This window comes from Kineococcus sp. AC630 (genome assembly GCF_979255925.1).
The window spans coordinates 78,540-97,124 of the sequence record NZ_CEEDMJ010000010.1 but is presented as its reverse complement, the minus strand read 5'-3'; the positions used below and the strand labels follow the sequence as shown (position 1 = coordinate 97,124).

Sequence of the window (18,585 nt, the reverse complement as noted above, 5' to 3'; positions counted from 1 at the left end):
GGGCTACTTCTTCAGCCCGTACTTGGCTTCCCACGCTGCTTCGTAGGCCTTGCCGTAGTCGGCCTGGGCCTGCGAGTTCGTCGCGCCCCGGTCCGCCGGCGGGGTGACGCCTTGGTTCCAGAGCTGGGTTCCCACGGGGGAGAGGGCGACGTCGGCGGGCACCGGGGACGGGGCGTAGGGCACCGTCACCGGGACAGGGGTCTTCACCGGCGTGGCCGTCGTCGGGGTCGTGACGGGCAGGGTGGTGACCGGGACGGTGGTCATCGAGTCCTTGCCGGTCTTCCACTCGTTGAAGAGGTCCTGCAGTTGCTCGAGCTGCGGCTGGATCGCGTTGTAGACGTCGCTGGAGCTGGAGTCGTAGGCGGCGAGGTTCTGCGGGTTCGGGTTGGTCGTCATCGTCCCTGCCGCGGCCGCGGAGTCGTCCGTCGAGGCACCCCCGCGCGACTTCATGACCAGGGCGAGGAGGACGACGCCGGCGGCGCCGGCGGCGAGCAGCGTCGTGCGGTTCTTCCCAGCCCAGCCCTTCGCCGACGTGGAAGCGTTCGGCCCACCGGGCGTGCCGGTCGGGGAACCGCCGGGGTTGCCCTGCGGCCCCCCGACCTTCGGCAGTGCCTCGGGGCGTGCGGTGGGGTTCCACCCGGCCATCAGGCACCACCCTGCAGTGAGGCACCGACAGACCCGGTACCGCTGGTCCGCTTCATCCGCTCCGCGTAGATCCGCATGGGCCCATCGGTGAGCAGGTTGGAGGTCTCGCGGGCGAGGTCGGTGGCCCCCGAGGGGATGGGACGCCCGGCGCCCAGACCAGCGCCGAGGGCGGCCTGGCCCATGAAGTGCTGAGGGGTCCAGCCGGAGTCGCCGTGGAACGCCGCGACACCGACACCGGGCATGGGGCGGTAGACGGTGCCGTCCTGGCCGTTGACGCCGCGCTGGATGCGCGAGGCGAGGCTGGCGAACATGGCCCACCCGCGGGGGTCGGGGTCGTAGACGCTGGAGAGGATCCGGCGGCGGTTGATCGCCTGGCCCGGATCGTGGCGTTGGCTCATCAGCGGCCCTGCAGGGTCTTGGTCACGGTGGAGAACCCGGCCGCGCCCTCCTTGATGACCTGACCAGACTTCGAGCCGTTGAACACGATGAGGTACAGCGCGATGAGGCCGGTGGTGTAGCCGAGGGTCTTCTTCAGCATGGCGGGGCTCCGTTCAGCGGGTCGATCAGGGGTCAGGCGACGTAGGTGGAGGAGGAGTTGCGGGTGGGGGTCGCGGAGGGCACCGGCGCGCTCAGGCGGCCACCTCCGCTGCCCTTCTGCGGAGCCGAGGAACCCGAGCTGCCCGAACCGGTCCCGGTGCTCGAGCTCGAGCTGGACAGGTCCGGGATCGCCGGCTTCTTCGGGTCGATGACGTAGGACAGGACGGTGCTGACCGAGGTGGCGAGTTCGCCGATGCGGCCGGTGTTGGTGCGCCCGGACAACGCGGCCTGCAGCAGCGTCAGCCCGAGCAGCGACCAGATGGCGCCCTTCACGAGGACAGGTCCAGGACCCGCAGTCGAGCAAGGGCGTTGCCGCCGATGACCTGGCACAGGACCCAGACCCCTGCCAGGACGACGACCACTCCTCCGAGGTTCACACGACCCTCCGTGCTGTCAGGAAGCCCCAGACCCGGACCTCGCGGACGTTGAGGCCGGTGCGGGGTGCTTCGACGAACATGCCGTTGCCGGTGTAGATCCCGACGTGATGGTTGTCGGGGAACACGAGGTCCCCCGGCTGCAGGTTGGCCTGGGCCACGGCCCGGCCCTGCAGGATCTGAGTGCCGGTGGTGCGCGGCAGGGAGACCCCGGCCGCGGCGTAGGCCTTCATGACCAGGCCGGAGCAGTCGTACTTGTTCGGACCCGTTGCGCCCCAGCCGTAGGGCTTGCCGATCTGAGCCCGAGCGAAGGCGATCGCCGTCGCGACCTTCCCCGAGGCCGCCGGCGGAGCGTTCGCGGAACTACCCGAGCCCCCCGAGGCGGCGCCGTTGCTGGCGTTGACGAAAGAGGAGCCCGTGGCGATGGTCGTGGTCTTCGACCCGGCGAGGGCGACGTTGGCCGCGCCGGTGCTCGAGGCCCCCGACCCGGTGCCGGTGTCGTTGAGGAACTTCGCCCGGAACCACTGCTTCACCTGCGGGGTCCCGCCCTGCAGGAAGTTCAGCAGCACCGGGTAGGCGACGAGCGCGGCCAGCAGCCCGCCGGCGACCTGCTGGGAGGGCTGCACCCGCCGGACCCGGTCGTTGACGGTGTCGGCGAACGACTTCCCGTCCCCGGTCGGGCCCTGCGACTCCTGGGCCTCCTGAGTCTCCTCCGCGGCGTCCTGGACGACGTCGGGGTCGAGGGGTGCCGCGGCCGGGACCCCAGCCTGCGGCTTCGCGGCGGGCTTGCTCGTGGGCTTGCTCGCAGGCTTGCGAGGCCGGGCACCCTTCGCTGCCCCACCCGCGCGCCCGCCCGCCCCCGCGGCCGCGCCTTCAGCACCAGCGGCACCAGCGGCGCCGGTCGCTGCCCCGCCGGCAGCGGCACCCGCACCGGCCTCGACCGCACCGGCGGCCAGCGGAGCAGCGAAGGCCATCAGGACCCCAGGACGGTGAGGTCGTCGGGGTCGTAGGCGACGTCGAGGCTGCCGGAGGAGAGGCGGGCGATGTTCAGCTTGCCCTCCTGGATCTCGTGCTCGCCGAGGACGACGCCGTACTTCGCCCGCGGCAGCCCGAACTCCTCCTCCTGCCAGGTCACGATCTTCCCGACGAGGGAACCGCTGCCGGCGCCCGGCGCCGGGTCGGTGTCGACGGGGGTGGTGGCGCGCTCCTCGAGCTCGGCCACCCGGGCCTTGAGCTCGTCGAGCTCGGCCGCGAGGTCCGTCTCGTCCGTCGGGGTGTCGATGACGGTGGGAGAGTCGGGGACCTCGTTGACGGGGGTGCCGTCGCCGGGCTGGTCGCCGGGCTGGTCGGTGGTTTCGGTGCTCACGTCGTGCTCACTTCCCGAGGTTCAGGCTGGCCGAGGAGTTCCCGACCCGGACGGTGGTGGAGAAGGCCGCGAAGCCCAGGGCGATGACGCCGATGGCGAGGAACGCGGTGAGGGGGTTCGCCAGGCTCAGGAGCTTGTCCGGGTCGCCGCCCTCGGTGGGCGTCGGTACGGCGTTGAGCTCCGTGGGGGTGTTGTTCGGCTGCCCACCCCACAGGCCGTACTTGCTGTAGGAGTCGCCGTACACGTCAGGCCCCCTGACCGGCCAGGAACGCCGTCTCGGTCACGTACTCGATGCGCGGGCTGGTGAGGGTGACCCCGGACTGGATGGTCGAGACCAGTCGCAGCTCCGAGGTCGTGCCCATGTCGACGACGTCGCGGAAGGCGTTCTCCGTGGCGAAGTCGTGCAGGCCGAAGCCCCACAGGCCGCCGATGTCGGAGGTGCAGGTCCGCTCGTTGATCGCGCGCAGGAACGAGCCGTCCGGGTACTCGTCGGGGGTCTCGTTGTTGCCGAAGCGCCAGGACTGCTTGCCGTAGTTGGTGGCGTTCATCGTCAGCGGCGCGGCCGCGACCCCGGTGCCGTTCCAGGTCTGGAAGAAGGCGCGCAGCAGCGACTTCCCGGCGCCCTGGCCGACGAGGCGGACCTCGTTCTCACCGTTCTGGATGGCCGTCGTGTTCGACTGCACCAGGGAGTGGAAGACGTTGAGGTTGGGGACGACGATGTTGCCGTCGGAGCCGATCGGCACCGAGAACTTCGTCGAGACCACCTGGATCTGCCCGGTGAGGGCAGCGTTGGCCGGGGTGCCGAAGAGGTTCTGGGGGTTCTCGTAGTCCAGGGTCAGCGTCAGGTCCGAGGTGGACGTGGCGAGGAAGATCGCACCCGAGAGGTCGATCTCGTCCTCGGACACCGGGACGTGCCAGGTCAGGTCGACGGGGTACGTGCCGGCGCCCAGGGAGGAGCCGGGCCCGAAGTTCGCGGCGGTCGTCCCGGCCCACTGCTCCGCGGCCATCGAGAGGGTTCCGTTGGACGCGGCAGCGTTGGCGAACTGGCGCGTGACGCCGCGGTCGGTCTCGTCACCCTGGCGCATCTGCTCACGGGCCTTCAGCTTCAGGCCGGAGACGTTGATGAGGTTGGAGGCGCCGTTGGCGGTGAAGCGGACCTGGCGCAGCAGGTCGTAGGGCCAGCGGTAGGACAGCGTCGAGGCGGCGGTGAGCGTGAGCTGGCCGACGAAGCGGATGGTGATGGTGGAGAGGATGTCGGACTTGCGCAGCTCGAAGACGTCCTGGCCGCCGAGGCTGATCTGAGTCGCGCGCTCGAGGAGGGTCTTGCGGCGGGTCCGGGCGAAGAACTCGGTGGGCTTCACGCTCGAGGCGGGGACACCCACGCCCTGCATGAAGACGGTCTGCTGAGAGGGGACGGTCGCAGTTGCCATGTGGTGTCAGCCGTTCTTCCTGGTCACGTAGTCGTTGAGGGTCCGCAGGCCGGGGAACGAGTCACCGAAGCGGTCGGATGCCAGGTTGAACAGGACCGGAGCGATGAGGGAGACCCCACCGACGGCGATCCAGAACCCGGCCTTCTGGGCAGAACCCATCGCGGGCTCCTCCTTCAGGGGTCAGGGCAGTGCAGGTCGCGGGCGGCCTCAGGAGGCCTTGCGCGCCTGGAACTGCTGGTAGGCGACGACCGTCGCGAGGCTGATGCCTGCCGTCGTGAGGATGTACTTGAGGCTCATGAACCCTCACGGTCGCCGAACACTCCCAGCGTTCGTCAACTCGAACAGGCCGGTTCACCCGGGTGAACCGGGTATCGCGAATCTCACTGTGCTGCAGGCTCAACCGGCCGCTGACCTGGGCCGATGCTGCCCGGCTCGTGCTGGGGTGCGGTCTGGTGTGCGGGGGGGAACGCATGGAGGCCCCCACCGGTCACGGACGGTGGGGGCCTCACGCGCTCCCGGCCGTGCCTTGGGGGCGACCAGGAACGCGCCCCGCCCCGCGTCATCCTCCGGCGGGGCGGGCTGAACTAGGCGATGCCCTTGGGCAGCGGGGGACAGCGGAACAGGTCACGGGTCGCGGTGTTCCACAGCAGGTACCAGTGCTCACCGCGGGAGAACGTCTCGTCGCACTCGGCCCGGAACCTCGGCGCCGGGTAGCCGATCAGCTTCGCCACCCGGTCCCGGTCGTCGGGGTCGGGCATGTCGAAGATGGTGATGACGTCGGCCTGGGAGATGACCAGCTTGTCGATGTCCACCGGGCGCGGGCAGTCGAACAGCGCCGACGTGCGGTAGTGCCGCGACTGCTGCAGCAGCGTGGACAGCGCCGGCGGCGTGCGCGAGGCCGTCGAGAACTGGTTCAGCTCCCCGATCCAGACGAGCGTGTTCTGGTCCTGGGGGAACAGGCTCATCCCGACCGCGCGGTCCAGGTCCTCGCGGTACGTCTTCGACATCGGGTTGGCGAGGTAGTGCAGGTTCGGGAACACCCGGGCCCCGGTGTCAGGGTCGCGCTCCGGGCGCGGCATCCGCGACGGCAGCGGCTCCTTCAGCGCCACGGAGTCCGGGCCCGGGTCGGCGTTGCCGTTGACGTCGATGCAGAGCTTGGCGTACGGGTAGGCCCGGAACAGGGCCCGGTTGATGTAGGACTTCCCCGACCCCTTCCGCCCGAAGCTGGACCAGATGAGGTTCTTGTCCGGGTCCAGGTCGACGGGGAACCCGTAGTCGTCGCGGGTCCCGACCTCGAGGTCCTGGACGGTCACGGCTTCGGCATCGGCGTGCTGATCGCTTCAGCCCACGCCGTCCACGCGGCCGCCACGGCGAGCTCGGCGAGCACCACGGCCGCGGTCGCGGCGACGGCTCGCCGGCCCCACCGCTTGCGGTTGCGGGCGTAGCAGCGCCACTCCTTCGCGGTGAGGCGCGGTTCGCTGGTGATGCGCTGCTCGAGGTCCTCGAGCACGGGGTCGATCACGCGGCGCCCTCCGTGGGCATCTGCTGGGGGGCGGGGGACTGCATCGGCCAGCCCGGGGCGGACTCCTCCGGCTGCTGGTCGAACTGCGGGCTCTCCAGGGTGCGGACCTTCAGCTCCCGGGCGGCGGCCATCTTCGCGAACTGCTTCGCGATGTAGCCGGCGATCGCGAACAGCAACCCGATGCCGTCGGCGAGGTCGGGGTTGGCGGCCCCGGCCGGCATCCGCCGCGACATCAGCCCGGCCGCGGGGTCGGAGATGCCCTCGATGTCGTCGGCGTCGGCCTTGTAGAGCTCGACCGCGCGCTCGAAGTCGTCGCGGACCAGGCCCTCGTGGGCGAAGATCGAGCCCATCTCGAGGACCTGGCCGATGACGGGCTTCAGGGCCCGCTTGTTGGCCCGGACCTCGCCGAGGGAGAGGCCCTCAGCGGGGGAGGATGTGCGGGAGGATCCCCTGCTCGCGCTCGATGGCTCGTCGCTGCTCGGCCCGAACTCGTCCTCGTTCCCGAGCTGCTCGTAGCCGGGCCCGTCCTCCGCTGAAGCGTCCGTTGGCGGGGTCGCGCCGTTGGGAGTCCACAGTCCGGACGACGGGGGCTGTGTGGCGTTCTGCGGGCTTGTCGTCATCGGGTCCTGCTCCTGGGCCGCCGGACCCGGCGTCGTCGTCTCCTGGCCGCTGCTGGGGGCTCCCGGCTGGCGGAACGTCGGGACCCCGACCGTCCCCACCATCAGCGGAGCGTCCGCCACGCTTCTTCGAGCCATAGCCCGCGATCTCCTTCACCTGGTGGGGGTCGTTGCCGGTCTTGCCCTCGGCCTTCGCGGCCGCGGCCGCGTCGGCCTGGCGCGCGGTGGGCGGGGGCTTGCCGGCGTTGCCGGCGATGCGGCGGGCGGTGACGGTCAGGTCGCACCCGTCGGTGGCGCACGGGCCCTGCCAGGTCACCCGGCCCGGGGCGGAGGTCGCCTCGGTCGTGTGACCGGCCTTGCACGTCCCGCGGACGCGCACGCCCTTCCCCTTGCTCGGCACGACACGCATCTTGCGTGTGAACACCCCCGATCACGGAAGTGTTCACACTGGTGACACGCCGTAACCGTCGCCGATCAGGGGAGAACCCATGAGCACCAGGACCCACGACGCCGCCCCGCACGCCGTTCCGGACGCGACGGACTTCGCCGCGCGCATCGCGGCCGCGGCTGGCCACGCACGCGACCTCGACGGTCAGCGCGACCTCGCGCACCAGCAGCGCAACTTCCTGATCGTCGAGGCCGTCGATGCCGGCGTGCTGTCTCAGCGCGCGGCCGCGAAGGCCGCGGGCCTGGCGCAGTCCCGCGTCCTGAAGCTGCTGAGCCTGTCCCAGACCGAGCTCGAGGAGTTCGCCGACTGAGGTCAGCCCTGGTCGAGCTCCGGCCCCACGGTCATCGAGCGGGCGATCCCTCGGAAGTGGAGGACCTGGGACCAGGTGAACCCGGCCCAGTGCGAGTCCCCCACGGGAAGGGGGACCCCACCAGCAACCGAAGGATCGTCGGGCCGGAGCTCGACGAGGATGCCCCAGTCCTCGAGGTGCAGGCGGCCGTGGAAGGTCCGAACACCCTCGACGACGACGGTGCCGTCGTAGCTCCAGCCGCTCAGGACTCGGGGTGCATCCACGGGACGCATCCTGCCTGGTCACCGGCGGCCGTTGAGGACCGCCCGGACAGCAGCAAGTCCGGCGGCAGCCGTCTCGACGTCCCCGCGCGCCTCCTCCTCCTCGCGGCGTAGCTGAGCCTGCCTCGCCCTGGCTGCCTCCCGTTCACGCTCCGCGGCCTCCTGCTGAGCTCGACGACGACGGCTCGTCCGGTCGGTACCGCACTGTCGGCACGAGGTCTTTCGGTGTCGGCAGATCGAGTTCTCGGGGGGTGTCGGGGGGCTTCCCCCGACGACCACGAGTTCAGGGGAGTGATTCACCTGGGGGGTAGGGGGGTTTCTGGTGAAGTCTGGAACGCGCACGTCGCGCGCGCGCCCGCGTTGAGTGTGCTCCCCGGGAGCACTCTGAGTGCTCCCCGGGAGCACACCGGTGTGCTCCCCGGGAGCACTCTGAGTGCTCCCCGGGAGCACACCAGCGAGCTCTCGAATCCGGTCGATTCGGACCTTGTAGACCGACGATGTCCGCCCGATTCCGTGAGTCGTCACGACGACGAGGCCGGCGGCCTCGAGCTCGTGCCGAGCCCGGTGCACGGTGCTGTGACCGAGGCCGAGCTGGTCGGCCATCCACGACGTCGTGTGCTTCGCCATGAACCGCTCGTCGGCCGTCCTGAGCAGCAGCTCGAGGACCCGCCGCGCGGACGGCCGGAGGCCTGTGGTCCTGGGCAACTGGACGTAGGCACCGGCCTTCGGGGCGTGCCGCCAGTCCGGTCGCTCGACGACGCCGGAGACGGCCTGGGCCAGCTCGCGCGCCTCGCGGGCCTTGATGGGCCTCATCGGCGGACCCCTTCGAGGCGTTCGAGGTACAGCTCGAAGGCGACGAACCGGCGCCCGAAGACGCCGGCCTCGTAGGTGCGGCCGTTCGCCGCGGCACGGGCGGCCAGCGCGGCCGTCCCGGCCATCAGCGCGCGGGCGCCATCACGGGGGGAGTCGCACGTCTTCTCGCACCACAACGCGACCTCGCCGGCGATCTGCCGGAGGTCAGCGGTGAGGGCGAGGGTCCCGGGGCTCACCTGTTCTCGTCGTCGAGGGACATCTGTCCCGAGACGTGGAGGTCGAGGGGGCGACGGTGGCGCGCGTCGTCGAACACGGCGTCCCGGGCAGCACGCATCAGGGCGTGCCGCTCGACCATGTACGCGCGAACCCTCAAGTCCCGCTCGAGGCCCACGAGGCGGTGCAGCTCGGTGATGACGTCGTCGAAGAAGCCGACGGTGTCGGTCAGGGCCCGCGCCTGCGGGTCGTCGGCGCTCACCGGTTGGTCCAGGTGGCGGCGAGGGCGTTGACGCGGTCGGCGATGGCGGTCGCGGCGGAGGTGGCGCCGGCGGCCTGGTTGCCCAGCGCCGTCTTGAGCAGGCCGACCAGCAGGCCGGACGCCTGGCTGTTCAGGGTGCTCGCCGTCGAGGTCGCCGTGGTGACGCCGGTGGAGACCCCGGCGAGGTGGGCGCGGACGATCCAGCCGACGACGGTCCGCACGACGGCCGGGTTGGACGTCCCGGCGAGCATCGTGACGACGGCCTGGTCGAAGGCGAAGAGGTCGACGCCGGCGTCGGCGAGGGCCTTGAGCAGGAGGTTCGCGTTCGAGCGGCCGGCCATCGCGCCGTACTCGTTGTCGCCGCCGGGGGCGTCCATGGAGGGGTAGCCGGCGGGAAGTCGTGTCGGGGCGGAGTCGTACGGTCCGACGGCATCTGTCAGAGACATCAGGGCACACCTTTCTTCGGTGTGCGCGAATGGCCGAGGAACGGCGTGACTCTGAGGTCATTCACCGTTATTCTCGGTTTCGCACACACGCTGGGTTGTGAAGTGCTCGGAGAGCCCTGGGGGTCCAGCCCCGGGGCTCTCACTTTTTGTGTGCGATCAACCACTCTCCGTACCCTCTGACCTGCACCTTTACCCCAGAAGAGGGGACCAGGTGCCGCAACGCCGCCCATTGTTTGTCATAATGTCGATTATCGGCGTGACTCGCACCTGGTGATCCGACGCCGAAGGGGCGCTCCGGACCAGCCGCCGATCCGTCGGTTCCCACGTTCCGGCTCGCCCACCGACCCGATGCGTCGACCCGATGCGTCAACGCATCCCGCATCGACCACCGCGCCGTCACGGTCGTCCGCGTGCGCAACGACCTCGCGGTCGTCCACCACCCACGCGGTGACCTCGCACTGGAACGACCACACCGGCTGGCCGACGTGACCCGCACGCAGTGACCTCGCGGCCGGACCAGCGGCCCACACTCACCCGAACTCCGCATAACGACGAATATGCGGACGACTCCCCCGTTCCAGATCTCCGCTGCCCTGGAACAGATTCGTTGCGACACAACGGAATCGCTTGACAAGACTCCCCCGGTGGGACACGATCGTCACATGACTCCCCCGTCGTCCGGGGTTCCCGAGGTCGTGACCTCCTCGACGTCGCTGCAGGCCGCTCTCGACGCCTACGACGTCGCACGACTCCCCCGCAAGGAATCCCCGCACACCACCGACGCCCGGCGGCGTGACGTCGCCGTCCTGCTCCCCCGGCTGCGACGTTTCGCCGGCGAGGAACTCCTGGTGGCCGACCTCACGGTCCGCGCCCTGCGCGCGGCGTTCGCCGAGTTCGCCGCCGACCACGCACGGAGTTCCATCGCCCGCTGCTGGTCGACGTGGAACGGGTTCTGCTCCTTCCTCGTGGCGGAGGACGCGTTGCCGGGCAACCCGATGGGCGGTGTGCAGCGCCCGCGCCCGGACCGCACGGGTCCCAAACCCCTGCGCGGGGAACGCACGCCGGAACTGTTGCTGTCCTCGGTCGCGCTCGACCGGCCCGGGGCTCGCGATCCGTGGCCGGAGCGGGACCTGGCGGTGGTGGCGACGTTGCTCGTGAGCGGCATCCGCAGCGCGGAACTGCTGGGGCTGCGGGTGGGTGACCTGGCCGGCGCCGACGGTGATCAGCGACTGCGGGTCCTCGGCAAGGGCAACGCCGAGCGCAGCGTGCCCGTCGAGGCGGCGTTGGCGGAGGTCCTGCAGGCCTACCTGGCCTCACGTCGTGCGCGCTTCGCCCGCCCCGCGGTGCTGCCGCTGGACGCGGCGATGTTCGTCGACACCCGTGGCACGGCCCTGACCCGCAACCAGCTGCAGTACCTCGTCCGGACCGCCTACCGGGCGGCCGGGATCCACGACCGGGTGGCGCGGGGTGCCTCGGTGCACGCTCTGCGCCACACCTTCGCGACCGAGGTCGTCGCCGCCGGGGGAAGTGCCGTGGAGATCATGCGGCTGCTGGGCCACCAGAGCCTCACGACGTCCCAGCAGTACATCGACGTGGCCGCCCAGGAGCTGCGGTCCGCGGCCGCGGGCAACCGCACCTACGCCGCGTTGCGCAGTGTCTCGGCAGGGTCGGCGGTGTCGGCGCAGGGGTGAGCGGGCACGCGCGACCGCGCACGCCGGACGCGCGGCGTGAGATGATCCCGGGGAGATTTCCACGAGCGAAGAGGACAGGCATGCCCAGCAACAGGCGCACGCAGTGCGCCAACAAGATGCCCTGGCCGGCCGGCAACCACCGCAGCCTCGAACGCTTCCTGGACGAAGCCGAACGTGCGGGCAGCCTCGACACCATCGCCGAGCACCCCGCGGCCGCCACGGCCCTCGCGCAGCCGCCCTACAGCCTGGACGCCGCCAGTGTCGGCACCGTCCTGCGGGACGCGGACAGCCGCGAGCAGGCCGCCGCCTACGTCAACGGCTGGCACCACTGGCTGCAGGCCGTCGGTGACGACTACCCGGACACGGCCTCCTCGGTCGAGGCCTTCGCCGCCTTCACCTCGGAGATCACCTCCGAGCACTGGGACGCCCACGGCGAGGACACCTCCTTCGACGACTTCTTCATCTCCCTCGTCGACGCCGCCGTCGCCGCGAAGAAGTCCGGTACCCCGACGCGGGAAGCGCTCGACACGCTCACCGGCGCCACCTCGGACTGACCGTCGCCGGGCCCCGTCAGGGGCCCGGCCGGTGCGGTACCTCGAGTGGAACGCTCAGCTCGGGGGCAAGGTCTCCCGCCACGGCTCCCCGAGGGCGATCTGACGCAGGTGGGTCGCGATGAGACCGACGTCGTCGAGTCCCTCGGCGACCGAGCGGACGAGGCGTTGGCCGTGGTCGGCGTCCGGGCGCAACGTCTTGATCCCGTTGCGGTCCAGGGCGGCCAGCGCGACGAACAACGCGATCCCCGGGTTCAGCGCCGAGTCGAACGGACGCGTCGTGGCGATGGCGTGCATCAGAGCACCCGCCTGCTCGTACTCGTCGCGGTAGACGCGCTCACCGTCGACGTCGACGGCAGGACGCGACGCAGCGGCGACCAGGGCCCCCACGTCGCGGATGCGGACGGGTTCCTCGGCGAGCCAGTCGGCGAGTTCGCTGATCTGGGCGACGGTCAGGAAGCGGGGACGCTCGGGGATCACCGAGCGCGCAGCGCTTCCCACAGCGCGGGGTTGCTGGTGGCGATGCGTTCGGCGATCGTCGCGATCTCCTCCTCCTGCTCGCGCGTGGACTGCTCGAGCATCGATTCGAAGAGCTTCTGCCGCGAGACACCGGGGTTGCGTCGCTGGAGGTCGTCCAGCATGCGTTCGTGCTCCTCCGAGAGGCGGAGGGTCATCTGGGCCATGCGATCCAGGGTACCTCAGTGATGTCGCGTGATGTCAGGCGTTGCGGCGTTCCCGCTGGTACGTCGTCCACGCTTCGGTGCACCGCTCACAGCGACAACCGACGTTGCGGTAGCCGTTGGCCGAACCGTGCCGCGGATCAGCGGGATCGGCCAGGAACGCCGCCTTGCGCTCCGCCGTGGAGGGGCGCGCCACGGCCACCCCCACGCCCAGTTCGGCCCGCCAGACCCGCACCGTCGGGTGACTGACGCCGAGCACCCGGCCCGCTTCCTGCTGGGAGAGGTGGGCCGTGGCCTCGACGGCCTGCTGCCAGCTGTCGTGCCCGCAACGGCGGGCGATCTCGTCACGGTCGTAGCGGGGCACGGCAGCAGCGTAGGGGCGCGCCCTTCCCCTTGACGCCGACGAACATGTTCGTCACGATCGTGTTCGTGACCCATCGACCCCTCACCATCGTGGGCGCTGGCCTCGGCGGCCTCACCCTCGCCCGCGTCCTGCACGTCCACGGCGTCGAGGCCCTCGTCCTCGACCTCGACGAAGGACCCGACACCCGCCGCCAGGGCGGGATGCTCGACATCCACGAGGACACCGGGCAGGCCGCACTGCGCGCCGCCGGCCTGCACGACACCTTCCGCACCCACGTCCACCCCGGCGGGGAGGCCCTGCGCGTCCTCGACCGCCACGGAGTCGTGCACCACGAGGAGACCGACGAGGGCGACGGCACCCGCCCCGAGATCGACCGCACCACGCTGCGTCGTCTCCTCCTCGACTCCCTGCCCCACGACACCGTCCGCTGGGGCGCCAGGCTCACCGCCGCCCGTCCCCACCCCGACGGCGGCCACACCCTCACCCTCGCCGACGGCACCACCACGACCACCGACCTCCTCGTCGGCGCCGACGGCGCCTGGTCGCGGGTACGGCCCCTCCTGACCCCCGCGGTCCCCGCCTACAGCGGCATCTCCTTCGTCGAGTTCGACCTCGTCGACGCCGACGCACGCCACCCCCTCGCCGCCGACACCGTCGGCGCGGGGATGCTCTTCGCCCTCGGCCAGGACCAGGGGTTCCTCGCCCACCGCGAGACCGACGGAAGCCTCCACGTCTACGCCGGCCTCCGCGTCCCCGAGAACTGGACCCGGCGGCGCATCGACACCCGCACCGCCCTCCTCACCGCCTTCGACGGCTGGGACGAGAGCCTGCTCCGCCTCGTCCGCGAAGCCGACAGCGGCTTCACCCCCCGCCCCGTCCACGCCCTCCCCACCGGACTCACCTGGGACCGGGTCCCCGGGGTCACCCTCCTCGGCGACGCCGCCCACGTCATGTCCCCCTTCGCCGGCGAAGGCGCGAACCTCGCCCTCCTCGACGGCGCCGAACTCGCCCGCGCCCTGCTCGAACACCCCGACGACGTCGAGACGGCGCTCGCGGGCTACGAGGCGGACCTCTTCGCCCGCAGCGAGGAGAAGGCCGCCGAGGCGGCCCGCAACCTCGACCTGATCTTCTGCGCCGACTCACCCGCGCCGCTGGTCGAGCAGTTCGCGATCCACGCCGCGACGGCCGCCGGAGCCCGGGCGTGACCCCCACCCCGCTCAGCCGCCGGGAACGACCCGCGAAACCCCCGCTGAGTCGCGACGCGATCGTGGACGTCGCCCTGCGCCTGATGGACGCCGACGGCCTCGAACGGCTCACGATGCGCAAGCTGGCCGCCGCCCTCGACACCGGGCCGGCGTCGTTGTACGTCTACGTGCGCAACACCGCCGAACTGCACGCGGCGATCCTCGACCGCCTGCTGCAGGAGCTCGAACCCCCGGTGGAGGGGGACTGGCGCGAACGCCTCGTCGCGCAGTTCAGCGGCTACACCGAACTGCTCTTCCGCCACCCCGGGCTGGCCCGTTCGCTGGTCGCGGTCCGTCCCACCGGTCCGCAGTTCCTCGCGTTCGTGGACCGGGCGCTCGGGGAGCTGCACCAGGGCCGCGTCCCTGCACGCCAGGCGGCCTGGGGGGTGGACCTGCTGCTGCAGCTGGCCACGGCCACCGCTGCGGAGCAGGCCACCCGTCGCAACTCCCCCGACGCCGACGACGCGGTCGAGCAGGACGCCGTCCGCCACCACGACGGAGACCTCGTCCACCTCGACCGGGTGGGCGACGAACTCTTCTCCGGAACCGGGCGGGACCGTCTGCGCTGGGCGTTGCGCGCCCTGCTGCACGGCATCGTCGCCGTCACCCCCACCGGGGGCTGAGCCGGCGCTACCGTGAGGCCCGTGACGACCGCGGAGACCTCAGGACTTCCCCCGGTCAGCCTGCGGGCGTGGCGACCCGAGGAGGCCGAACGGCTCTACGACCTGTTGCGCCGCAACGAGGTCATCCAGTGGTTCGGGGAGGCGGCGCGCGTCCCGCTGGCCGAGGTCACCCAGGCCCGCCACCGCATCGAGCAGTGGGCGCTGACCGCCCAACCCCCGCTGGGCACGCGCGCCATCGTCACCCCCGACCGCCTCGAACCCGTCGGCAGCGTCCTGCTCTTCACCGCACCGAACTCCGAGCACGGTGAGGTGGAGGTCGGCTGGTACCTCCACCCCGACGCCGTCGGCCACGGCTACGCGGCGGCCGCGGCCCTCACCGCCGTCCACGACGCCTTCGACGCGGGTCACGACGAGGTGTGGGCCCTCACCCACACCCACAACCTCCGCAGCCGGGCGACGGCCACCCGGATCGGGATGCGCGACCTCGGCGTCGTCGACGGCCTCTGGCACGACGGCCGGTCGCAACTGTTCGTGATCTCGAACCCGTCGGGCCGGTTCCCGGTCTGAGCAGCCCGGGGCTCCTCGGACCGGAGGAGGTCACTCCGCGACGACGGAACGGCGGTCGCGTTCGGCGAGGACGCCGTCCCAGTCGACGCCGCAGGCCGCGGCGATGGCGCGCAGGGCGTCCAGGGCCGCGGCGTGCAGACCTCCGGCGAGGCCCGCGGCGGCCTCGTCGCCCGCGCTCTCGGCCGCGGCGAGCAACTGGTCGAGGTTGCCGGTCAGGGCGGTGAAGCTGTCGGCCACGGGGGCCGGGGGCTGGGAGTGCTCGGTGTCGGTCACCCGCTCAGGGTGGCGGCTGCCGGCGGAGTCGGCGACCGCACCACCGCGAGCCCACTCCGACCCCACTCCGGACCCGGACCGGGCCGGACCTCAGGCGTCGGCGAGGAAGCGCTGCAGCACCCGCACGCCGAACTCCAGGGCGTCCACCGGAACACGCTCGTCGATCCCGTGGAACATGCCCGCGAAGTCCATCCCCGCCGGCAACCGCAGCGGCGCGAAACCGTAGCCGCGGATACCCAGGTGCGAGAACGACTTGTTGTCGGTCCCCCCGGACAGGCAGTACGGCAGCACCTTCGCCCCCGGGTCCTCCGCCAGCAGGGCGGCCTGCATGCGGTCCACCAACGGGGTGGCGAACTCCGTCTCCAGCGCGACGCTCTGGTTGACGACCTCGACGTCGACGCGGTCGCCCGCCAGGTCGCGGACGACCTCCATGAGCTGTTCCTGACGTCCCGGCAGGAACCGGGTGTCGATGAGGGCGCTCGCCGTGCCCGGGATCACGTTGTGCTTGTAGCCGGCGTCCAGCGCGGTGGGGTTCGCGGTGTTCTGCAGGGTGGCGCCGACCCAGCGGGCGGTCGTGCCGAGCTTCGCGAGCAGCGCCGAGGGATCGGTCTCCTCGAACGCCACCCCGGTGATCTCGGAGACACCCTCGAGGAACTGCCGCACGGTGGCGGTGTACTCCAACGGCCAGGAGTACTCACCGATCCGCGTCACCGCGGCGCACAGCCGGGTCACGGCGTTGTCGGTGCCGACCTGCGACCCGTGGCCCGCACGACCGTGGGCGACCAGACGCAACCAGGCCAGTCCCTTCTCGGCCGTCTGCAGCAGGTAGGTGCGTTGCCCGTCGAGGTCGACGGAGAATCCCCCGACCTCGCTGACGGCCTCGGTGACCCCCTCGAACAGTTCGGGACGCTCGTGCACCAACCACTCCGCACCCTGCACACCCGCGGCCTCCTCGTCGGCGAGGAACGCGAAGACGATGTCGCGCGGGGGTTTCGTCCCCTGGCGGGCCATGTCGCGCAGGACGGCGAGCAGCATCGCGTCCATGTCCTTCATGTCGACGGCGCCACGACCCCAGAGGCAGCCGTCGGCGATCTCACCGGAGAACGGGTCGACCTTCCAGTCGGCCGCCTGCGCCGGGACGACGTCGAGGTGGCCGTGCATCAGCAGCGCGCCGCGCTCGGCGGTTCCCCGCTCGTCACCGGGCACCCGCACGACCACGTTGCCGCGCTTCGGGAACCCCTCGACGTACTCGGGCTGCAGACCGACCTCGTGCAGGAGTTCCATGACGTGCTCGGCCGCGACGCGCTCCCCCGGACCCGAACCGTCGCCGTAGTTGGAGGTGTCGATGCGCAGGAGATCGCGACACAGGTCCACGACCTCCGCCTCGGCCGCGCCCGTCCCGTTCGTCCCGTTCGTCGTGTCCGCGCTCACCTGCGCCACCGTAGAGCGTGCCGCCCCCGGGAGCGCGTCTCGGGTAGCGTCCCGGTGCCATGGACAGCTCCCGCGCGACCACCGACGACGGCGACTGGTCGGTGGACGCCCCGCGGGGACTGAGCGACACCGTCCACGACGCGATCCTCGAACTCCTCATGAACCGGGGCCTGGAGCCCGGCTCGGCGCTGCGGACCCAGACCCTCGCCGTCCGCCTCGGCGTCTCCGCCACCCCGGTCCGGGAGGCGCTGGCCCGCCTGGAGGGCTCGGGCCTCGTGGTCCGCAGCGCCCGCCGCGGCTACCGGGCCGCACCGCTGCTCTCGGCGGAGGAGCTCGCCCAGCTCGTCGACGTCCGGCTGCTGGTGGAACCCGGCAACGCCGAGCGTGCCTGCGTCCGCACCGACGACGCCTTCGTCGCCCGGCTGTGGAGCGCGGTCGAGGACCAGCGCTCCGCGCCCACCGGTCCGGGCTACGCCGGCTTCAAGCACTACCTGGAGGCCGACTGGTCCTTCCACGAGCTGGTCGCGGAGGGGACGGGCAACCCGTTCATCGTCCGGACCCTGGACTCCTTCCGCGGTTTCGTGCAGCGTCTGCACCAGGTCGAGGAACGGGTGAGCGATGCGGACGAGAGCGTCTCGGAGCACGAGGCGATCGTGCGCGCCTTCGAGCAGCGCGATCCCGCGGGCGCCGCGCAGGCCATGCGCGCGCACCTGCAGGGCGTCCTGGACCGGGCGGTCGAGTGAACACGCCGGGAGGCGCTCGCCTTCTGGCGTGATTTTCTATAGAATCTGACTCAACGGACGACCTTTTGGAGTGACACCGTGAGCGACGACGCGCACACCCCGACGAGCACTCGCGTGTTCGACGGCTTCCCGGACGTGCTGACCCGCCAGAACTGGCCGATCACCGTCCCGATGATGCCGCACCCGCACGTCCTGAAGGACGGCACCACGGTGCAGGAGCAGTCCGCCGAGGGGTGGGCGCAGACGCTCGAGGTCATGACCGACGCGGGCTACACGAGCATCGACCCGACCGACACCTGGATCCGGATCGCGGACCTCTCCCCCGAGCGTCTCGACGAGTTCTCGGCCACGGTGCGTCAGGCCGGGCTGACGATCCCGGCGTTCTCGACCTCGCGTCGTTCGGTGATGGACCACGAGAAGGCCGACGAGAACCTCGCCTACTCCCACCGCGCCATCGACGCGTGCGCCGCGATCGGCATCCCGGTCGTGAACTTCGGTTTCATGCGCGGTTTCACCCCCGACCAGGCCAAGGCCCTGTGGTTCTGGCTGCAGCCCGGCTACTCCGACGACTTCAGCGACGACGTCCGCGCCGTCGCCGTCGCGAAGATCAAGGAACTGGCCGCGCACGCCCAGAGCGTCGGCGTCCAGATCGCCCTGGAGATGTACGAGGACACCTACCTCGGCACCGCCGACGGCATGGTGCAGTTCGTCCAGGACGTGGGCTTCGACAACGTCGGCCTCAACCCGGACTTCGGCAACATCCTGCGCCTGCACCGCGAGGTGGAGCCGTGGGAGGAGATCGCCGCCAAGACGTTCCCCTACACGAACTACTGGCACCTCAAGAACTACTACCGCGACGAGGAACCCGGCACCGGTTCCGTCCGCACCCACCCGGCTCCCCTGGAGTTCGGCACGATCAACTACCGCAAGGCGATCACGATGGCCATCGAGGCCGGGTTCCGGGGCGCCTTCTGCGTGGAACACTACGGCGGCGACAGCATCAGCGTCGGCGCCACGAACCGCGAGTACATCCGTCGCGTCCTGCCCAGGGCGACGACCTGGAAGCAGTTCAGCAGCTCCGCCGTGAACCACTGAGCGATCGAAGGAGACCGTTC

Annotated in this window: 31 protein-coding genes; 8 read left to right on the top strand and 23 right to left on the bottom strand. The window is 71.2% G+C overall.

From position 1 onward, the window contains the following. Positions 1-3 precede the first annotated feature (3 nt). The 13 genes from AC0I8G_RS12375 to AC0I8G_RS12315 all read right to left on the bottom strand — a co-directional run bounded on the left by AC0I8G_RS12375 (position 4) and on the right by AC0I8G_RS12315 (position 6,951). Positions 4-645, bottom strand: coding sequence for a hypothetical protein (locus AC0I8G_RS12375; protein WP_471730183.1), 642 nt, complete (start codon positions 643-645; stop codon positions 4-6). Then, positions 645-1,043: a hypothetical protein gene (locus AC0I8G_RS12370; protein WP_471730182.1), complete on the bottom strand. Its 399-nt coding sequence runs from the start codon at positions 1,041-1,043 to the stop codon at positions 645-647. Before AC0I8G_RS12370 ends, AC0I8G_RS12375 begins: the two co-directional genes overlap by 1 nt. Beyond that, a complete protein-coding gene (locus AC0I8G_RS12365) occupies positions 1,043-1,183 on the bottom strand; it encodes a hypothetical protein (RefSeq protein ID WP_471730181.1) in 141 nt (46 codons plus the stop codon). Before AC0I8G_RS12365 ends, AC0I8G_RS12370 begins: the two co-directional genes overlap by 1 nt. Before the next feature lie 32 nt (positions 1,184-1,215). After that, positions 1,216-1,515 carry a hypothetical protein gene (locus AC0I8G_RS12360; protein ID WP_471730180.1) on the bottom strand — a complete coding sequence of 100 codons (300 nt, stop codon included), beginning with the start codon at positions 1,513-1,515 and terminating at the stop codon, positions 1,216-1,218. Positions 1,516-1,615: 100 nt separating this feature from the next. Next, positions 1,616-2,590, bottom strand: a complete 975-nt coding sequence (locus tag AC0I8G_RS12355; protein ID WP_471730179.1) for a C40 family peptidase — start codon at positions 2,588-2,590, stop codon at positions 1,616-1,618. After that, a complete protein-coding gene (locus tag AC0I8G_RS12350) occupies positions 2,590-2,982 on the bottom strand; it encodes a hypothetical protein (protein ID WP_471730178.1) in 393 nt (130 codons plus the stop codon). The genes AC0I8G_RS12355 and AC0I8G_RS12350 overlap by 1 nt, the downstream gene beginning before the upstream one ends. A 7-nt stretch (positions 2,983-2,989) precedes the next feature. Further along, a complete protein-coding gene (locus tag AC0I8G_RS12345) occupies positions 2,990-3,226 on the bottom strand; it encodes a hypothetical protein (RefSeq protein ID WP_471730177.1) in 237 nt (78 codons plus the stop codon). A 1-nt stretch (position 3,227) separates the two neighbouring features. Further along, positions 3,228-4,412 (bottom strand): hypothetical protein, encoded by a 1,185-nt coding sequence (locus AC0I8G_RS12340; RefSeq protein ID WP_471730176.1) that lies wholly within the window; start codon positions 4,410-4,412, stop codon positions 3,228-3,230. Positions 4,413-4,418: 6 nt separating this feature from the next. Continuing rightward, positions 4,419-4,571, bottom strand: coding sequence for a hypothetical protein (locus tag AC0I8G_RS12335; protein ID WP_471730175.1), 153 nt, complete (start codon positions 4,569-4,571; stop codon positions 4,419-4,421). A gap of 425 nt (positions 4,572-4,996) precedes the next feature. Then, positions 4,997-5,725 (bottom strand): hypothetical protein, encoded by a 729-nt coding sequence (locus tag AC0I8G_RS12330; protein ID WP_471730174.1) that lies wholly within the window; start codon positions 5,723-5,725, stop codon positions 4,997-4,999. Next, complete coding sequence (locus AC0I8G_RS12325) at positions 5,722-5,934, bottom strand: hypothetical protein (RefSeq protein ID WP_471730173.1); 213 nt, start codon at positions 5,932-5,934, stop codon at positions 5,722-5,724. Before AC0I8G_RS12325 ends, AC0I8G_RS12330 begins: the two co-directional genes overlap by 4 nt. Further along, the gene (locus tag AC0I8G_RS12320) at positions 5,931-6,284 is read right to left on the bottom strand and encodes a hypothetical protein (RefSeq protein WP_471730172.1); all 354 of its coding nucleotides are present in this window, start codon (positions 6,282-6,284) and stop codon (positions 5,931-5,933) included. The genes AC0I8G_RS12325 and AC0I8G_RS12320 overlap by 4 nt, the downstream gene beginning before the upstream one ends. Before the next feature lie 70 nt (positions 6,285-6,354). After that, a complete protein-coding gene (locus AC0I8G_RS12315) occupies positions 6,355-6,951 on the bottom strand; it encodes a hypothetical protein (RefSeq protein ID WP_471730171.1) in 597 nt (198 codons plus the stop codon). An 88-nt stretch (positions 6,952-7,039) separates the two neighbouring features. Between AC0I8G_RS12315 and AC0I8G_RS12310 the strand changes: the two genes are divergently transcribed. Further along, positions 7,040-7,309, top strand: a complete 270-nt coding sequence (locus AC0I8G_RS12310; RefSeq protein WP_471730170.1) for a hypothetical protein — start codon at positions 7,040-7,042, stop codon at positions 7,307-7,309. Between the two features lie 2 nt (positions 7,310-7,311). On the opposite strand, the gene AC0I8G_RS12305 is transcribed toward AC0I8G_RS12310, so the two are convergent. From AC0I8G_RS12305 to AC0I8G_RS12285, 5 genes are read right to left on the bottom strand one after another with little or no spacing between them, the layout of a single operon-like run. Continuing rightward, positions 7,312-7,572, bottom strand: coding sequence for a hypothetical protein (locus AC0I8G_RS12305; protein WP_471730169.1), 261 nt, complete (start codon positions 7,570-7,572; stop codon positions 7,312-7,314). Between the two features lie 18 nt (positions 7,573-7,590). Continuing rightward, positions 7,591-8,382 (bottom strand): hypothetical protein, encoded by a 792-nt coding sequence (locus tag AC0I8G_RS12300; protein ID WP_471730168.1) that lies wholly within the window; start codon positions 8,380-8,382, stop codon positions 7,591-7,593. Further along, complete coding sequence (locus AC0I8G_RS12295) at positions 8,379-8,618, bottom strand: hypothetical protein (protein WP_471730167.1); 240 nt, start codon at positions 8,616-8,618, stop codon at positions 8,379-8,381. Before AC0I8G_RS12295 ends, AC0I8G_RS12300 begins: the two co-directional genes overlap by 4 nt. Beyond that, entirely contained in the window at positions 8,615-8,857 is a 243-nt protein-coding gene (locus AC0I8G_RS12290) for a hypothetical protein (protein WP_471730166.1), read from the bottom strand. The genes AC0I8G_RS12295 and AC0I8G_RS12290 overlap by 4 nt, the downstream gene beginning before the upstream one ends. Continuing rightward, complete coding sequence (locus AC0I8G_RS12285) at positions 8,854-9,303, bottom strand: hypothetical protein (RefSeq protein ID WP_471730165.1); 450 nt, start codon at positions 9,301-9,303, stop codon at positions 8,854-8,856. The genes AC0I8G_RS12290 and AC0I8G_RS12285 overlap by 4 nt, the downstream gene beginning before the upstream one ends. Before the next feature lie 662 nt (positions 9,304-9,965). Here AC0I8G_RS12285 and AC0I8G_RS12280 point away from each other — a divergent pair. Both AC0I8G_RS12280 and AC0I8G_RS12275 read left to right on the top strand, forming a co-directional pair. Further along, a complete protein-coding gene (locus AC0I8G_RS12280) occupies positions 9,966-10,994 on the top strand; it encodes a tyrosine-type recombinase/integrase (RefSeq protein ID WP_471730164.1) in 1,029 nt (342 codons plus the stop codon). An 80-nt stretch (positions 10,995-11,074) separates the two neighbouring features. Continuing rightward, entirely contained in the window at positions 11,075-11,548 is a 474-nt protein-coding gene (locus tag AC0I8G_RS12275) for a hypothetical protein (RefSeq protein ID WP_471730163.1), read from the top strand. 54 nt (positions 11,549-11,602) lie between these two features. Here AC0I8G_RS12275 and AC0I8G_RS12270 read toward each other — a convergent pair whose 3' ends face one another. From AC0I8G_RS12270 to AC0I8G_RS12260, 3 genes are read right to left on the bottom strand one after another with little or no spacing between them, the layout of a single operon-like run. Next, on the bottom strand, positions 11,603-12,046 hold the full coding sequence (locus tag AC0I8G_RS12270) for a hypothetical protein (RefSeq protein WP_328291610.1): 444 nt from the start codon (positions 12,044-12,046) through the stop codon (positions 11,603-11,605). Further along, positions 12,022-12,228: a hypothetical protein gene (locus tag AC0I8G_RS12265; protein WP_328291611.1), complete on the bottom strand. Its 207-nt coding sequence runs from the start codon at positions 12,226-12,228 to the stop codon at positions 12,022-12,024. Before AC0I8G_RS12265 ends, AC0I8G_RS12270 begins: the two co-directional genes overlap by 25 nt. 34 nt (positions 12,229-12,262) lie before the next feature. Then, a complete protein-coding gene (locus AC0I8G_RS12260; protein ID WP_471730162.1) occupies positions 12,263-12,589 on the bottom strand; it encodes a hypothetical protein in 327 nt (108 codons plus the stop codon). Between the two features lie 44 nt (positions 12,590-12,633). Between AC0I8G_RS12260 and AC0I8G_RS12255 the strand changes: the two genes are divergently transcribed. Genes AC0I8G_RS12255 through AC0I8G_RS12245 form a run of 3 tightly spaced genes read left to right on the top strand, consistent with a single transcriptional unit; the run spans position 12,634 to position 15,023 of the window. Beyond that, positions 12,634-13,794: an FAD-dependent oxidoreductase gene (locus AC0I8G_RS12255; RefSeq protein ID WP_471730161.1), complete on the top strand. Its 1,161-nt coding sequence runs from the start codon at positions 12,634-12,636 to the stop codon at positions 13,792-13,794. Then, positions 13,791-14,456 carry a TetR/AcrR family transcriptional regulator gene (locus AC0I8G_RS12250; protein ID WP_471730160.1) on the top strand — a complete coding sequence of 222 codons (666 nt, stop codon included), beginning with the start codon at positions 13,791-13,793 and terminating at the stop codon, positions 14,454-14,456. The genes AC0I8G_RS12255 and AC0I8G_RS12250 overlap by 4 nt, the downstream gene beginning before the upstream one ends. Before the next feature lie 21 nt (positions 14,457-14,477). After that, a complete protein-coding gene (locus tag AC0I8G_RS12245; protein WP_380262909.1) occupies positions 14,478-15,023 on the top strand; it encodes a GNAT family N-acetyltransferase in 546 nt (181 codons plus the stop codon). A 30-nt stretch (positions 15,024-15,053) separates the two neighbouring features. Here AC0I8G_RS12245 and AC0I8G_RS12240 read toward each other — a convergent pair whose 3' ends face one another. Together AC0I8G_RS12240 and AC0I8G_RS12235 are read right to left on the bottom strand one after the other, a co-directional pair. After that, entirely contained in the window at positions 15,054-15,296 is a 243-nt protein-coding gene (locus AC0I8G_RS12240) for a hypothetical protein (protein WP_471730159.1), read from the bottom strand. A 90-nt stretch (positions 15,297-15,386) separates the two neighbouring features. Then, complete coding sequence (locus AC0I8G_RS12235) at positions 15,387-16,727, bottom strand: M20/M25/M40 family metallo-hydrolase (protein ID WP_471730158.1); 1,341 nt, start codon at positions 16,725-16,727, stop codon at positions 15,387-15,389. Between the two features lie 59 nt (positions 16,728-16,786). Here AC0I8G_RS12235 and AC0I8G_RS12230 point away from each other — a divergent pair, with 59 nt between their 5' ends. After that, entirely contained in the window at positions 16,787-17,470 is a 684-nt protein-coding gene (locus tag AC0I8G_RS12230) for a GntR family transcriptional regulator (RefSeq protein WP_328291618.1), read from the top strand. A gap of 78 nt (positions 17,471-17,548) precedes the next feature. Next, entirely contained in the window at positions 17,549-18,565 is a 1,017-nt protein-coding gene (locus AC0I8G_RS12225; protein WP_380161869.1) for a sugar phosphate isomerase/epimerase family protein, read from the top strand. Positions 18,566-18,585 lie beyond the last annotated feature (20 nt).